Source organism: Streptomyces sp. DSM 118878, assembly GCF_052936595.1.
The window spans coordinates 1,240,512-1,254,773 of the sequence record NZ_CP193622.1; the positions used below are offsets into that span (position 1 = coordinate 1,240,512).

Genomic DNA, 14,262 nt, shown 5'->3' on the forward strand with positions numbered 1-14,262 from the left:
GAGGACGGCGACGAGCACGACCGTGCGGCGTTCGACCCTGACCCGGCCGCGTCGCACCAGCGGTACGAGCGTGGTCACAGCGATCCCTCCCCGAAGCGGCGGACGGCCCAGATCAGCATGGGTCCGCCGAGAAACGCGGTCACGATGGCCACCGGCACCTCGCCGGTGGGCAGCAGGACCCTGGACCCGATGTCGGCGACGAGCAGCAGGATCGGGCCGAGGACCATCGTGTGGAGGATCAGCCAGGGCACCGAGCCCGCCGCGAGCCTGCGGACCAGGTGCGGCACGATGAGGCCGACGAACAGGATCGGCCCGGCCACCGCCGTCGCCGCCCCGCTGAGCACGGTGATGAGGACGAGCGTGATGCCGCGTACCCGGTTCACGTTGGCGCCCAGGGTGTGCGCCACGCTCTCGCCCATGGTGAGGGCGTTGAGTGCCCTGCTCAGCACGAGGGCGCCTGCCAGGCACACCACGATGGCGGTCAACGGCCAGGCGAGCGGCGCCTGTTCGCGGGCGGCGAGCGAGCCGACCGACCAGAACCGGTAGACGTCGAAGACGTCGGGGAGCATCAGCCGCATGCCCAGGGCGACGCCGGTGAGCACGGCGGTCAGGGCCACGCCGGTCAGGACCAGACGCAGCGGCGAGCGGCGCCCGACGGCGGCGACGAGCAGGGCCGCAAGCGCCGAGCCGATGACCGCGCAGCCCAACTGGCCCGCCTGCCCGGCCGCGAAGCCGAGCCCGGAGCCGAGGGTGATGGCGAACCCGGCGCCTGCGGTCACGCCGAGGATGCCCGGCTCGGCCAGCGGGTTGCGGGCCAGCGTCTGGATCAGCGCGCCCGCCACCGCGAGGGCGGCGCCCACGGCGATGGCGAGCAGCGCGCGGGGCGCCCGGACGTCGCGCACGATGACGTGGTCGTCGGTGCCCTGATAGTCGAACAGCGCGCGCACGACCTCGGCGGGCGAAACCGGGCGGGCGCCGACGCCGATGCTGACCACGGCGACCGCCGCGAGCAGCACGAGGCCGCCGATGAGCAGCCCTGCCTGGGGCACGCCCCGCTTCGTCTTCGCCGCCTCGGTCGTGCGGCACGCGGTGGTCACGACTTCAGGAGCGGCGCGAACGACTCGTCGATCGCGTCCAGGGTCTGCATGGCCTGTCCGTAGGTCGCGGCCTCGGTGTAGCGGATGGGGAAGGTCTTCTTGGCCTTGACTGCCGGGAGGTTCTTCCACAGCTTGGAGTCCATGACGTACTTCACCGACTCGGGGACGCTGCCGTCGGCGTTGACCGAGTACGTGATGGCGTCGGCATCGGCGAGCCCGTCGGGCAGTTCCTCCAGGGAGGGGTATTCGCTGACCGCGCGCGAACCGGGGCCGGGCTTCTTGACCTTGCCGTAGTACTTCGCGCCGACGTCCTCGGCGATGTTGGTGCCCCACGAGCCGCCGAACTCGCGCTGGAAGGTGCCCTTGGCGGCCTCTCCGTACGCGCCGACGTGGCCCAGCTTCAGGTCGGGCAGCGCGTTCTCGTACTTCTTGGCGAGGCCCGCGGCCTTCTTCTCGTACGCCTTCTGCGTGGCGTCGAACTTCTTCAGCGCGCCCGCGGCGTCGGCCTGCTTGCGGGACTGCTCGCGCCACGCGGACGGCACGGTGGGGCCGATGGCGACGACGGGCGCGATGGACTTCAGCCGCTTCATGTCGATGTCGCCGAGGACCGGGGCCGGCACGCCGATGACGATCAGGTCGGGCTCGGCCTCGGCGATGGCCTCGTAGTTGGTCTCGGCCGCCTGCTCGCCCGCCACCTTGTCGAGCTTCTTGTAGGCGGCCAGGTCCTTCTTGCTCATCATCGGCTCGCCGCGCTTCCACGAGGAGACGCCGACCAGCGGCGCCTGTGCCTCGATCATGACGGGCACGGCGTAGCCGGTGGCGACCACGCGCTTCGGCTTCGCCGGGATGGTGATCTTGCCGTTGTCCGCGGCGAACACCCGGGTCTCGCCGTCCCCGGCCTTGTCCGAGCCGCCGTCCGATGACGAACCGCAGCCGGTGACGGCGAGCGCCAGCGCCACGGCGCCGGCCAGACCCGAGGTTCTGCGTATGGACATGGGTATCTCCTTGGTTGCTGTGGGGTGAAAGCAGGTGAGTGGACGTCAGTGGTCGTCGTCGAAGTCGGCGACGCCGCGCTTCCAGTAGCCGGTGATGTCGACGTCGGCCTTGTCCAGGCGCAGTTCGTCGCGGGCCCAGCGGCGCAGCGGCTTGATCTGTCCCGCCTCGCCCGCGGCCCACACGTAGATCCGCTCGCCCTCGGGCACGGTCACCGCGGTCACGGCCCGCGCCAGTGCGTCGCCGGTGCCCGGGGCGCGGTCGCCGCGGTGCAGCCAGCGCACCTCGAAGCCTTCGGGCGCGCAGAGTTCGATCTCCTGCGTGGCGTCGGCGACCTCGATGAACGCCCAGCCCCTGGCGGTCGCGGGCAGCTCTTCGAGCCATCGCGCGATGGCGGGCAGCGCCGTGATGTCGCCCGCGAGGAGATAGCGGTCGTAGGTGTGCGGGACGATGAGGCCGCCGGGAGGTCCTGCGAGGTGGATGACGGCGCCGGGCCGGACCGCGGCCGCCCAGTCGGAGGCGAGGCCTCCGTCGTGCGGGGCGATGTCGATGTCGATCTCGGCGGTGGCCGGGTCGTAGCGGCGGACGGTGTACTCCCGCGAGGTGGGCGAGGGCCGCGGCCAGCGCAGCATCGCCCCGTTCCGCTCCGGGAGGCGCAGTGAGCCGTCGGGGTCGGGGAAGAGCAGTTTCACGTGCTCGTCCGGGGCGTGGGCCTCGAAGCCCTCCGCGCCGGGCCCGCCGAGGGTCACGCGCAGCAGGCCCGAGCCGACCATGGCGGTGCGCACGACCTCGGTCTCGCGCACATGGATCGGGTAGCCCACCTTCTCGGCGTGCCGGCCCGCGCGGACCTCGGCGATCCGCTCCAGGTGGCGGTGTCTGTGGTCCTCGCGCGTCACGCGCCGTGGCCCGTCAGAAGCGCCGTCCAGTGCCCCAACTCGGGCTGTTCGGCGAGGTCGGGGAACTCCACGGCGGCCGCGCCCGCCGCGCGCCAGCGCTCGATCAGCATCATGATGCGCACCGAGTCCAGACCGTGGTCGAGCAGGTTGTCGCCGGGCGCGAGCTCGGCGGGGTCGCAGTCCAGCAACTCCGCGACGTCGGCGCGTATCCGCTCGGGCGACAGGGTCTGGTTCATCGGGGCTCCTGCGGGGATCGGCACCGCCGGCGGGGTGGTCCCGGCGGCGGTGGTGGTCACGACGCCACAGCTCCGTGCGACGAACTCGCACGCCGGGTCGTGGCGTTCACGGGGGGATGCGGATGCGACCGGCGTACGCGGAGGTCCGCGCGGTCGGCGTCGCCCGACGGGGCGGACCCGTCCCCCGCTTGGCTAGGCAAGGCTAACCTAACTAACCACGCGGAGCGCACGCAACATGGTCATCCGCCCATGAACAGCACGGTCCCGTCGGGCCCGACCACCTCGACGCGGGCGCCGTGTTCGACGGTGCGGCTCACCGTGCAGTACTTCTCGTGGGTCAGCCGGATGGCACGTTCGAGCGCCTCGGCGGCGTCCGGGTCCCCGTCGGGCAGGGCGAGTTCATAGGAGACGCGGACCACGCCCACCCGGCCGTCGTCCTCGGGCCGGGACGCCGACTCGACGACGATGCGCAGACCGTCGTGGTCGACGGCGCGGGCGGTGCCGTCCACGACGAGCCCGCCGCAGCCGCCGAGCGCGGCGAGCAGCAGCTCGACGGGGGTGAAGGAGGGTTGGGCCCCGGGGTCGTTGGCGCTCGCGACGCGGACCTCGGCGCCGCGGTCGTTGCGGACGGTCCAGTCGCGTTCGCCATTGCGTACGGTTTCGATGCGGTAGTCGGCCATGGCGGAACCGTAACCACGGAGGAGCCCCTCATCGCGCAGGCCGGTCCGGTGCGGGGAGCCCGCGCGCCCCACACGCGCGGACTCCCCGTTGTGCGCCCCTTCCCCCAGCAAGCCGTCGCCGGGAGCGAGCGACGGCCGCGGTGCCGATTCTGCCCAGAACGCGCACGGATCTCATCCCGCACCCGCGACTTTCGGTAACATTGCGTGTTCAAGGAGTGGCGAGAAGTGACGGAAGCGAGTTCCCGTTTCCGTTGCGGCAGCTCAGGGGGCTCACCGCTAGCCCCCGCACATGCCTCCGGATGGCGCGAATACCCCGCATGGAGCCAGACCGGAACTGGCCGCCCCGGGGCACTCCATCAGTCCTGGGTCAGCAGGCCCTCGCGCAACCGGGCCAGCGTGCGCGAAAGCAGCCGCGAGACGTGCATCTGCGAGATGCCGAGGGCGGCGCCGATCTCCGCCTGGGTCATCTCCTGGCCGAAGCGCATCTCGATGATGCGGCGTTCGCGTTCCGCGAGGTCCGCCAGGAGCGGTGCCAGGGCGTGCAGGTGCTCGAAGGCCTCGATGGCGGGGTCGTGGGCGCCCATGACGTCGGCGAGCGAGCGGCCGCTCCCGTACGTCTCGCTCTCCTCGCCCAGGCCCTGCGGGGCGTCCAGGGACCCGGCGGCGTACCCGTTGGCGGCCATGACGCCCTCCAGCGCCTGCTCCTCGCTCACCCCGAGGTCGGCCGCGAGCTCCTTGACCGTCGGCTCGCGGCCGAGGGTGTAGGAGAGCCGCTCCTGGGACGTGACCAGCTCGGTGCGGAGCTCCTGGAGCCTGCGCGGGACGTGCACGGCCCAACTGGTGTCACGGAAGTAGCGCTTGATCTCCCCGAGGACGCAGGGGATGGCGAACGAGACGAACTCGGAGCCGCGGTCCAGGTCGAACCGGTCGATGGCCTTGATCAGCCCGACCGTGCCGACCTGCACGATGTCCTCCAGATGTCCGTTGCCGCGGTTGCGGAACCGGCCTGCGACGTAGTGCACCAGCGAGAGGTTCATCTCGATCAGCGTGTCGCGCGTGTACTGGTACTCGGGCGACCCCTCCTCCAGTTCCCGGAGCCGCTCGAAGAAGAGCTTCGTCAGCTCCCGCGCGTCCTTCGGGGCGACTTGGCTCGGGGTGACCTGGTCCGGGGTGACCTGAGCGGCCTCGTCGGGCCTGGGCGGCTCGACGGCCTCCCCGGTCGCGTCGATGGCCTCGTTCACGTCGGCCGTCGGAAGAAACATGCTCCGCTCACCCTCCACACTCTCGACTCGCACGCTCTCGACTCGCACACTCTCGATCGGCGGCACGGCTCAGCCCGCCATGACCGTGAAGGGCATGCCCTCGCGGTCCGCCAGCACGGCCTCCCGCCGGTGGCGCGGCCCGACCGGCGGCGTGATGACGCGTCCGCCCTCCGTCACGGCCACGGCGGCGGCCGCGTCCACGTCGGCCACGCGGAAGCACGCGTGCCAGCGGTGCCGGCCCTCGCCGCCGGGGGCGGTCCCGCCCCTCAGCACGGCGACCGTGCGCGGTCCGTCCCGCACCACGATCCGCTCGTCGACGTACTCCACCCCGCAGCAGCCACCGGCGCCCGAGGCCCAGCCGAGCACGCCCCCGTAGAAGAGGGCGGCGGCGAAGATGTCCTGCGTGAACAGTTCGATGCGGACCACAGCGCCCTCCCCCACCGCCGTCCAGTGAGCGTCGGGGGCCTGCTGCCGTATGCCGAAGACCACGCCGTCGGGGCCCGCCGCCACGGCGACCCGGCCTGCGTCGTCCGACAGCGGCCCGACCGCCACCGTGGCACCGCGCTCCCTGAGCCCGCTCACCGTTTCGTCCACGTCCCCGACGGCGAAGTACGGCAGCCAGCCCGCGTGCGCACCCAGGTCGCACGTGGTGCCGCTGAGGGTCCCCACCGGCTCGCCGTCCTTGAGGAACAGCGAACGCCGTCGGCCTGGCGCGCCGAGCAGCGGTACGTGGCACCAGCCGAGCACCCGGCCGTAGAACCGTTCCGCGGCCCGTACGTCGCGGGACGTCAGGCTCAGCCGGCACGGCACACCCGTCCGCCCGGCATCCCGGGGGTGCCGCCGCTCCCGCAGGTTCCCTCGATCCTGTCGGCTGCCGACGCTGCTGACACCCACGTCCCTCGGTGACACAACGCTCTCCTCTCACCCGGGTCCTGCGGTTCCTGCGGTTCTCGCGGTTCGTTCCTGCGGTCCCGGGTGTGATTCCGCGGACACGAGGTCGCTTACCGGGACTTTTCTCATCTGAACGAGGGACCAAAGGCCTCTCCCGTCCGGCCCGAGGACCCGGGCCCCGGGCAGCCCGCGCCGGGCGGGATCAACAGCGCGATGTGAGACTGCCCCTGAGGCGGTGATCACAGATGTCGAGTCGACCCGGGGTGCCAGGACACGGGGAGCAGCTCCTGGAACAGCTGCTCACCGCCGCCCACGCGGCGGCCGCGCTGGAGCTTCCCGCCGTGGTCCAGCAGTTCGCCGACGCCGTGGCCCTGGACCGGGTCGACGTGTATCTGGTCGACCTCCAGCAGCGGTACCTGGTGCCGCTGGCCGACGGGCCGACCGCCCTCGGCGTGGACAGCTCCATCGCCGGTTCGGCCTACCGGGCCCATGAGCTGCGCGTCGAGGAGGGCGCCCATGGCCGGCTCACCGCCTGGCTGCCGCTGGTCGACGGGGCCGAGCGGCTCGGCGTCATCGGTGCCACGGCGCCGTCCCTCGACGGCACGGCCCTGCGCCGCTGCCGGATCCTGGCCTCCATCCTGGCCATGGCGATCACCTCGAAGCGGCAGTCCAGCGACAGCTTCGCGCGGCGCACCCGGGCCGAGAAGATGCGGCTGCCCGCCGAGATGCTCCGGACGTTCCTGCCCCCTCGGACGATCGGCAACTCCCACGTCGTCTCGACCGCCGTCCTCGAACCGGCGTACGAGATCGGCGGTGACGTCTTCGACCACTCCCTGACCCGGTCCACCCTGCACGTGGCGATCCTGGACGCCATGGGCCACAACCTCGCCTCGGGTCTCACGACCGCCGTGGCCATGGCGGGGTGCCGCAACGCCCGCCGGGCGGGGGTCGAGCTGCCCTCGCTCGTGGAGAAGATCCAGGAGGCGATCGCGCAGTGGCTGCCCGAGCAGTTCTGTACGGGCGTCCTCGCCCAGCTCGACCTGGCCTCGGGCGTCCTGCGGTGGTGCAACTGCGGCCATCCGCCGCCGCTGCTGATCCGGGACCACCGGGTGCTCGACCATGCCCTCGAACGGTCGCCCCAGCCGCCCATGGGGACGCCCGCCTCGCTCGCCGACGTGGGCTGGGTCGTCCACGAGGAGGCGCTGCTGCCGGGCGACCGGGTCCTGATGTACACCGACGGCGTCACCGAACTGCGGACCAGGGGTGGCGGCGAGTTCGGCCTCGAACGGTTCGTGGACAGCATCATCCGGGCCACCGCCGCGGGCGAATCGGCGCCGGAGGCCCTGCGCCAGCTCATCCACTCCATCCTCGACCGGCAGGACAACCAGCTCCGCGACGACGCGACCCTGCTGCTCCTGGAATGGCGGCCCTGATGGCGGATACACGGCAGAGCAACGGCAGGACACCCACACGCGCCACGCAGTGAGGAGTACGGGCACCATGGGGAACGAGGGCGTCACGGGCGACGAGGTCTACCAGCCCGAAGCGGACGAGATACGCGAGGACGACGGGATCCTCGACCCGGAGGACACGCTCGGCGACCAGGAGTCCGACCCCTACGACGAGGGCTGGACACCGCCGGAGCGCCCGCTCGCCTCGACGCGCACCGGCATCACCGCGGAGGAGCAGCACGAGGGCGAGAGCCTCGCGGAACGGCTCTCGGAGGAACGGCCCGACCCCGCGCTCGTCGTGCCGGAGCCGGTCGCGGGCGACGAGGTCGTCGACGGCACGGCCCAGGCCGACGAACCGCTCGACGAGGCACTCGCGGTCGCCCTCGACGACGAGCCGCTGCTCCCTCCGGACGAGGGAGCCGTCGAGGACCCGGAGGACGCCGCCGAACACGACATGATCGGCGAGGACATGGGCGTCGAGGACACGGGTTTCGAGGACATGGGTGTCGAGGACGGCGAAGGGGTGGCTGAGGCGGCCGCGGCGCCCCGGGAGCCCACCGGCCCGCTCGTCCCGTAAGCCCCGGTTCTGCCTCTACCCCTCCCCCGCTACCCCTCCCCCGCGATCCGTCCGCCCACCCGTGCCGCCGTTTCGCGCAGCCAGATGTGGGCGGCGTCGTGCGTGTGCACCGGGTGCCACCACAGGGCCTCCCGCAGCGGCACCGCTTCGTACGGCGGCTCGACCACGCGGACGGCGGCCACCGGCGCGAGCAGCCGGGCGAGGCGCGCCTGGACGAGTGCGACCCGCCGGGTGCCCGCCACGAGCAGCGGCAGCGACTGGAAGCTGTCGACGGACACCTCGGCCCGCGGTTCGATGCCCAGCATGGCGAGCTGGCGCATGGCCGGGGCGTCGTAGGTCCGCTGGTAGGTGACCCAGGGCAGCCGGGCGAGGTCGTCGTGGGTGAGCCGTTCGCCGACGCCCGGATGGTCGTCGGCGACCAGGAACACCCAGCGGTCGGTGTAGAGGTCGGTGGCGGGGAAGTCGCTGATGACGCCGTGCGGCATGAGCAGCCCGTCGGTGGTGCTCAGCAGCGCGCCGGTGTCATCGACCGCGGTGGGCGGGGTCTGGGTGAACCGCAGCCGGATGCCGGGGGCCTCGTCGTGTATCACGCGGGCGAGTTCGGTGCCGAAGACCGCCACGGCGTAGTCCGACGCCACGAGCCTGAACTCCCGGCTCTCCCTCGCCGGGTCGAAGTCGGCCTGGCTGGTGAAGAGGCGCTCCAGGATGTCGTACGCGGTGGAGGTCCGGTCCAGGAGCACCTGGCCCAGGGCGGTCAGTTCGTAGTGGCCGCCGACCCGGGCGAGCAGGTCGTCGCCGAAGTGTCTGCGGAGCCGGGCGAGGGCGGCGCTCATCGCGGGCTGGCTCAGGCCCACGCGTTCGCCGGCCCGGGTGACGTTGCGTTCCTCCAGGAGCGCCCGCAGGGCGACGACGAGGTTGAGATCGAGACGGGCGAGGTTCATGCGGCTCCCCTGCCGGCACCGTGCCGGACAGCACCATGAACGACGTGGAGGGCAGCACCATAAACAGCGTGGATGACAGTCATCCACACAATCTATTTCCCTGATCGTGGGTCGCGGGTCCAGATTGGTCACACCGCAATCAGGAGGACACGTCCGTGATACCCGAGCCCGCAGTCGCTCTCTTCGCCGGGCCTTTCGCCCTCGGCACCGTCTCGGCCCCCGACGGGCCGCCCTTCCCCGCCCTGGTCAGCCCCGATGGACAGGTGCTCGACCTGCGACACGCCTTCGACGAGGGCCGGCTGACGGTCCGGGACCTGCTGGAGCGCTGGGACGAGGTGCTGCCGCGCCTCCACGAGCTGGCCGCCGACACCGCCGCGCCCCGCAGGCCGCTCAAGGGCCTCCATGTGCACGCGCCGGTCGAGCCGCGCCAGGTGCTCCAGTCCGGCGCCAACTACCGGCAGCACGTCATCGACCTGCATGTCGCCCACCGCGCCCCCGGTGACGACCGCCCCGAGGCCGAGCGGCGCGCGGAGGCCGCGGAGATCATGGACCGGCGGGCCGCGGAGGACCTGCCGTACATGTTCATCGGGCTGCCGAGCGCGGTCGCGGGACCGTACGACGATGTGGTGCTGCCCTCCTGGGCCGAGAAGCCCGACTGGGAGCTGGAGTTGGCCGCCGTGATCGGCAGGCCCGCCCACCGGGTGTCCGTCGACGAGGCGCTCGGGCACGTCGCCGGGTACACGATCGCCAATGACCTGACCGACCGGGCCACGGTCTTCCGGCGGGACATGCCGCAGATCGGCACCGACTGGCTCCGCTCGAAGAACGCGCCCGGGTTCACGCCGCTCGGGCCGTGGATCGTGCCGTCCGGGACGATCGCCGACCCGGGCGACCTGCGGCTGACCCTGCGGCTCAACGGGGAGACCATGCAGGACGAGTCCACCGCCGACATGCTCTTCGGCGTGGCGCGGATGGTGTCGTACGCCTCGCGGAGCGCGCGTCTGCTCCCCGGCGACCTCGTGCTGACGGGCTCACCATCCGGGAACGGCATGCACTGGGGGCGCCTGCTGCGCGACGGCGACGTCATGGAGGGTGCCATCACCGGGCTCGGTATCCAGCGCACCCGCTGCGTCGCCGAGGTGGCTCGGTGACCCTGGACCGGCACGACCCGGAGGCCGAGATCGCCGCGGCCGCCGACGCGTTCTCGAACTGGGGGCGCTGGGGCGAGGACGACGTGCTCGGCACCCTCAACTTCCTCGACGAGGCCAAGCGCCGCGAGGGCGCGGCGCTGGTGCGGCGGGGCGTCAGCTTCTCGCTGTCGCAGCGCTTCGACATGGAAGGGCCGCAGAAGGGCTGGCGGCGCCGGACCAACCCCGTGCACACCATGCTCGACACCGGCACGGACGCCGCCCTCGGACTCCAGGGCTTCCCGCACGGCCTCGGCGGCGCCGACGACGTGATCGCCATGCCGCTGCAGTGCTCCACGCAGTGGGACGGGCTCGGCCACATCTTCGACCACGGCAAGGCCTGGAACGGGCGGGACGCCGCGCGGACCGTCACCTCCGACGGTGATCTCGTCACCGGCATCGAGCACATGGCCGCCCACGTCGCGGGCCGCGGCGTGCTGCTCGACGTCGGGCGGGTGTGCGGCGAGGGCGGTGAACTGCCCGACGGCTTCGCCGTCACCGAGGAGCACCTGCGCCGCACGGCCGAGGCCCATGGCGTACGGATCGGGCGCGGCGACCTCGTCCTCGTGCGCACCGGGCAGCTCGCCCGCGTCCGGCGGGAGGGCTGGGGCGAGTACGCGGGCGGCCCGGCCCCCGGCCTGTCCTTCACCACGGCCGGGTGGCTGCACCGCACGGAGATCGCCGCGATCGCCACCGATACCTGGGGCTTCGAGGTGCGGCCCAACGAGTTCGAGCACGCCTTCCAGCCGTTGCACCAGGTCGTCATCCCCCACCTCGGCCTGCTGATCGGCGAGATGTGGGACCTGGACGCCCTCGCGGAGGACTGCGCGGCCGACGGCGTCCACGCGTTCTGGCTCACCGCCGCGCCGCTGCCCATCACGGGCGCCGTCGGCTCCCCCGTCAATCCCGTCGCCGTCAAGTAGGCGCTCAATCCATGGAGTTCATCGTGTCCCACTCGCGCAAGGTCCTCGTCATCGGCGGCGGCGCGACCGGCAACGCCGTCACCATCCTGCTGCGCCGCGCCGGACTGGCCGTCGACCTGATCGAGGCCAAGGACGACTGGAACGCCACCGCGGGCTCGGGCATCACGCTGCAAGGCAACGCGCTGCGCGTGCTGCGCGAGCTCGGGGTGTGGGAGGAGGTGCGGGCCGGGGGGTACGCCTTCGGCTCCGCCGGCATCACCGCGCCCGACGGCACGGTCCTGCACGTCGCCGACGACCTCCGTACCGGCGGCGACGACCTGCCCGCGACCGTCGGCATGCGGCGGCCCCGGCTCCAGCAGATCCTCGCCGAGGCGGTCAGGGCGAGCGGCGCCTCGGTCCGCCTGGGCACGCGCGCGACGGCCCTGACGCAGGACGCCACCGGGGTCTCGGTGCGGTTCACCGACGGCACCGAGGGCCGCTACGACCTGGTCGTCGCCGCCGACGGCCTCGGTTCCGCCACCCGAGCGGCGATCGGCATCGACACCGTGCCCGAGCCGACCGGCATGGCCATCTGGCGCGTCACCGCGCCCCGCCCGGCCGGGGTCACCCGCGCCGACCTGGCCTACGGCGGCCCGGCCCACATCGCCGGGTACTGCCCCACGGGCGATGCCACGCTGTACGCGTTCGTCGTCGAGAACAGCCGTGACCGTGCCGCCATCCCGCCGGAGACGTACGCGGCCGAGATGCGCGGGCTGACCGCCGGGTACGGCGGGCACTGGCCGGAGATCACCGCGCACATCACCGACTCCGCGCAGGTCAACTACACGTGGTTCGACCGCATGCTGGTCGAGGGTGCCTGGCACCGCGGCCGGGTCGTGCTCGCCGGGGACGCCGCCCACTGCTGCCCGCCCACCCTCGCCCAGGGCGCCGCCCTGTCCCTGGAGGACGCGCTGGTCCTCGCCGAGCTCCTGACCGGCTCCGAGCCGTGGGACGACGCGCTGTTCCAGGCGTACTACGAGCGCCGCGTGCGGCGTGTGCGGCCCGTCGTCGAGGCGTCGGTGCTGATCGGGCAGTGGCAGCTCGACAGGGAGCGGGACTCCGACGTGCCCGGCCTGATGGCCCGCACCATGACGATGCTCCGGGAACTGCCGTGAGAGCACAGGCCCTGAGCGTGCCCACCGTCGACGTGCACGCGCACGTCCTGCTGCCCGAGGTCGACGCCCTGGTGGCGGGTCTGCCCGGCCACGCCGCGGCCAGGGATCTCGACGCCCGCCGCAACGGCTCCGCCGCGCTCGCCGTCAGCGCGGCGATGATCGGCGAGCGGTTCGCGCGCCTGACCGACCCCGCGGCGCGTCTCGCCGCGATGGACGCCCAGCGCGTGGACGTGCAGCTCGTCAGCCCGTCCCCGTCGCACTACCACTACTGGGCCGACGAGCGGACGGCGGAGCAGGTCTGCCGCCTCGCCAACGAGGCGACGGCCGCGCACTGCTCGGCCGCGCCGGACCGGCTGCGCGGACTCGGCCTCGTACCGCTGCAACATCCCGGGCAGGCGGTACGCGCACTCGAACACGCCCTGGCCCAGGGCCTGGCAGGGGTGGAGCTGTCGAGCGGCGCGCCGGGCCGTGAACTGTCGGACCCCGCCTACGAACCACTGTGGTCGGCCGCGGAGGAGACCGGGGCGCTGCTCTTCCTGCACCCGTTCGGCTGCACGCTCGACGAGCGTCTCGACCGGTGGTACCTGTCGAACTCCGTCGGCCAGCCGGCCGAGAACGCCGTCGCGCTCTCCCATCTCATCTTCTCCGGCGTCCTCGACCGGCACCCGCGTCTGAAGCTCGTCGCGGCGCACGGCGGCGGGTATCTGCCGACCCACATCGGCCGGGCCGACCACGCCTGGGCCACCCGCTCCGACGCGGGCGCCGGCTGCCGCCACCGGCCCAGCAGCTATCTGCGGCGGCTGTACTTCGACTCGCTCGTGCACGACCCGCACGTCCTGCGGGAGCTGATCCGGGCCGCGGGCGCCGACCGCGTGCTGCTCGGCTCCGACTTCCCCTTCGACATGGGCAGCGACGACCCGCTCGGCGCGCTGCGCGCCGCCGCTCTCTCCCCGTCCGACACCGAGGCCGTACGCGGCGCGAACGCCGTCGCCCTGCTCGGCCCGTCCTGAGAGGAACCCACCATGCCCGCACGCCTGCTCACCCATCTGCGCCACGTCGACCTGGCCGTCCCCGACCACGCCAAGCAGCTCGCGTTCTACACGGACACCTGGGGCCTGACCAAGGTCGCCGAGGACTCCGGCCTCTCGTTCCTGGCCGCCGAGGGCTCCCCGGAGCAGTACGTCGTACGGCTGCGCCAGGCCGAGGAGAAGCGCCTCGACCTCGTCTCGTACGGAGCCGCGAGCGCCGCCGACGTCGACACGCTCGCCGAGCGGCTCCTCGCCGGAGGGGTCCGGCTGATCACCCGGCCGGGTGCGCTCGACACGCCGGGCGGCGGCCACGGCTTCCGCTTCTTCGACGTCGACGGGCGCACCATCGAGGTCTGCGCCGACGTGGAGACACGGGAACACCGCAAGGTCGAGGAGCGCGAGGCCATCCCGGTCCGGCTCTCCCACGTCGTCCTCAACTCCCCCGACCTCAACCGCACCCGCGCCTGGTACGAGCGCCACCTCGGCTTCGCCCTGTCCGACACGCTCAGCTCGCCGCACATGGGCGAGGTCATGCACTTCATGCGGATCAGCAACCAGCACCACTCCATGGCGATAGCGCAGGGCCCGCACACCGCGCTGCACCACGTCTCCTTCGAGATGCGCGGCATCGACGAGTACATGCGGGGTTCGGGCCGCGTGCTGCGCGCCGGGCACCGGAAGATCTGGGGCCCCGGCCGGCACATGGCCGGGGACAACACGTTCACGTACTTCCTCGACCCGCACGGCAACACCGTGGAGTACACCACCGAGCTGGAGTGCCTGGACGAGGACACCTGGCACCCGCACGTCTACGACTTCTCGCGGCCCGAGGTCACCGACCAGTGGGGCACCGCCAACCCCATGAACGAACTCGTCGCCAAGGAGTCGTTCAACGACCCCGACCGCGGCGTGTTCGTCGCCCCGCCGGTCTGACCCCCGCTCACCC

General features: G+C 72.6%; 15 protein-coding genes. 7 read left to right on the forward strand and 8 right to left on the reverse strand.

Going from position 1 to position 14,262, the window contains the following annotated elements; translation table 11 throughout:
- Positions 1 to 74 precede the first annotated feature (74 nt).
- The 7 genes from ACRAKF_RS05185 to ACRAKF_RS05215 form a co-directional block, all read right to left on the reverse strand.
- A complete protein-coding gene (locus ACRAKF_RS05185) occupies positions 75 to 1,097 on the reverse strand; it encodes a FecCD family ABC transporter permease (RefSeq protein ID WP_447035624.1) in 1,023 nt (340 codons plus the stop codon).
- A complete protein-coding gene (locus ACRAKF_RS05190; protein WP_447035625.1) occupies positions 1,094 to 2,092 on the reverse strand; it encodes an ABC transporter substrate-binding protein in 999 nt (332 codons plus the stop codon). The genes ACRAKF_RS05185 and ACRAKF_RS05190 overlap by 4 nt, the downstream gene beginning before the upstream one ends.
- Positions 2,093 to 2,137: 45 nt before the next feature.
- Positions 2,138 to 2,986, reverse strand: coding sequence for a siderophore-interacting protein (locus ACRAKF_RS05195; RefSeq protein ID WP_447035626.1), 849 nt, complete (start codon positions 2,984 to 2,986; stop codon positions 2,138 to 2,140).
- A complete protein-coding gene (locus ACRAKF_RS05200; RefSeq protein WP_447041819.1) occupies positions 2,983 to 3,222 on the reverse strand; it encodes a phosphopantetheine-binding protein in 240 nt (79 codons plus the stop codon). The genes ACRAKF_RS05195 and ACRAKF_RS05200 overlap by 4 nt, the downstream gene beginning before the upstream one ends.
- Positions 3,223 to 3,461: 239 nt before the next feature.
- Positions 3,462 to 3,902 carry an OsmC family protein gene (locus ACRAKF_RS05205; RefSeq protein ID WP_447035627.1) on the reverse strand — a complete coding sequence of 147 codons (441 nt, stop codon included), beginning with the start codon at positions 3,900 to 3,902 and terminating at the stop codon, positions 3,462 to 3,464.
- A gap of 356 nt (positions 3,903 to 4,258) precedes the next feature.
- Positions 4,259 to 5,164: a SigB/SigF/SigG family RNA polymerase sigma factor gene (locus ACRAKF_RS05210; RefSeq protein ID WP_447035628.1), complete on the reverse strand. Its 906-nt coding sequence runs from the start codon at positions 5,162 to 5,164 to the stop codon at positions 4,259 to 4,261.
- A gap of 69 nt (positions 5,165 to 5,233) precedes the next feature.
- Positions 5,234 to 6,073: a VOC family protein gene (locus ACRAKF_RS05215; protein ID WP_447035629.1), complete on the reverse strand. Its 840-nt coding sequence runs from the start codon at positions 6,071 to 6,073 to the stop codon at positions 5,234 to 5,236.
- Between the two features lie 227 nt (positions 6,074 to 6,300).
- Here ACRAKF_RS05215 and ACRAKF_RS05220 point away from each other — a divergent pair, with 227 nt between their 5' ends.
- Positions 6,301 to 7,488, forward strand: coding sequence for a PP2C family protein-serine/threonine phosphatase (locus ACRAKF_RS05220; protein ID WP_447035631.1), 1,188 nt, complete (start codon positions 6,301 to 6,303; stop codon positions 7,486 to 7,488).
- Between the two features lie 67 nt (positions 7,489 to 7,555).
- Positions 7,556 to 8,083: a DUF5709 domain-containing protein gene (locus tag ACRAKF_RS05225; protein WP_447035633.1), complete on the forward strand. Its 528-nt coding sequence runs from the start codon at positions 7,556 to 7,558 to the stop codon at positions 8,081 to 8,083.
- A 29-nt stretch (positions 8,084 to 8,112) separates the two neighbouring features.
- On the opposite strand, the gene ACRAKF_RS05230 is transcribed toward ACRAKF_RS05225, so the two are convergent.
- Positions 8,113 to 9,024, reverse strand: a complete 912-nt coding sequence (locus tag ACRAKF_RS05230) for a LysR family transcriptional regulator (protein WP_447035635.1) — start codon at positions 9,022 to 9,024, stop codon at positions 8,113 to 8,115.
- A 155-nt stretch (positions 9,025 to 9,179) separates the two neighbouring features.
- On the opposite strand from ACRAKF_RS05230, the gene ACRAKF_RS05235 reads away from it, so the two are divergent.
- The 5 genes from ACRAKF_RS05235 to ACRAKF_RS05255 are packed head-to-tail and all read left to right on the forward strand — an operon-like array spanning position 9,180 to position 14,249.
- Positions 9,180 to 10,175, forward strand: coding sequence for a fumarylacetoacetate hydrolase family protein (locus ACRAKF_RS05235; RefSeq protein ID WP_447035637.1), 996 nt, complete (start codon positions 9,180 to 9,182; stop codon positions 10,173 to 10,175).
- Positions 10,172 to 11,134, forward strand: a complete 963-nt coding sequence (locus ACRAKF_RS05240; RefSeq protein WP_447035639.1) for a cyclase family protein — start codon at positions 10,172 to 10,174, stop codon at positions 11,132 to 11,134. The genes ACRAKF_RS05235 and ACRAKF_RS05240 overlap by 4 nt, the downstream gene beginning before the upstream one ends.
- An 11-nt stretch (positions 11,135 to 11,145) precedes the next feature.
- Complete coding sequence (locus ACRAKF_RS05245; protein WP_447035641.1) at positions 11,146 to 12,288, forward strand: FAD-dependent oxidoreductase; 1,143 nt, start codon at positions 11,146 to 11,148, stop codon at positions 12,286 to 12,288.
- Positions 12,289 to 12,299: 11 nt separating this feature from the next.
- A complete protein-coding gene (locus ACRAKF_RS05250; RefSeq protein ID WP_447041820.1) occupies positions 12,300 to 13,298 on the forward strand; it encodes an amidohydrolase family protein in 999 nt (332 codons plus the stop codon).
- A 12-nt stretch (positions 13,299 to 13,310) separates the two neighbouring features.
- On the forward strand, positions 13,311 to 14,249 hold the full coding sequence (locus ACRAKF_RS05255; RefSeq protein WP_447035643.1) for a VOC family protein: 939 nt from the start codon (positions 13,311 to 13,313) through the stop codon (positions 14,247 to 14,249).
- Positions 14,250 to 14,262 lie beyond the last annotated feature (13 nt).

Coding starts and splice junctions, on each gene's coding strand:
- ACRAKF_RS05255 (WP_447035643.1), top strand. CDS start 13,311: ATGCCCGCACGCCTGCTCACCCATCTGCGCCACGTCGACCTGGCCGTC.
- ACRAKF_RS05230 (WP_447035635.1), bottom strand. CDS start 9,024: ATGAACCTCGCCCGTCTCGATCTCAACCTCGTCGTCGCCCTGCGGGCG.
- ACRAKF_RS05190 (WP_447035625.1), bottom strand. CDS start 2,092: ATGTCCATACGCAGAACCTCGGGTCTGGCCGGCGCCGTGGCGCTGGCG.
- ACRAKF_RS05225 (WP_447035633.1), top strand. CDS start 7,556: ATGGGGAACGAGGGCGTCACGGGCGACGAGGTCTACCAGCCCGAAGCG.
- ACRAKF_RS05220 (WP_447035631.1), top strand. CDS start 6,301: ATGTCGAGTCGACCCGGGGTGCCAGGACACGGGGAGCAGCTCCTGGAA.
- ACRAKF_RS05205 (WP_447035627.1), bottom strand. CDS start 3,902: ATGGCCGACTACCGCATCGAAACCGTACGCAATGGCGAACGCGACTGG.
- ACRAKF_RS05200 (WP_447041819.1), bottom strand. CDS start 3,222: ATGAACCAGACCCTGTCGCCCGAGCGGATACGCGCCGACGTCGCGGAG.
- ACRAKF_RS05210 (WP_447035628.1), bottom strand. CDS start 5,164: ATGTTTCTTCCGACGGCCGACGTGAACGAGGCCATCGACGCGACCGGG.
- ACRAKF_RS05245 (WP_447035641.1), top strand. CDS start 11,146: ATGGAGTTCATCGTGTCCCACTCGCGCAAGGTCCTCGTCATCGGCGGC.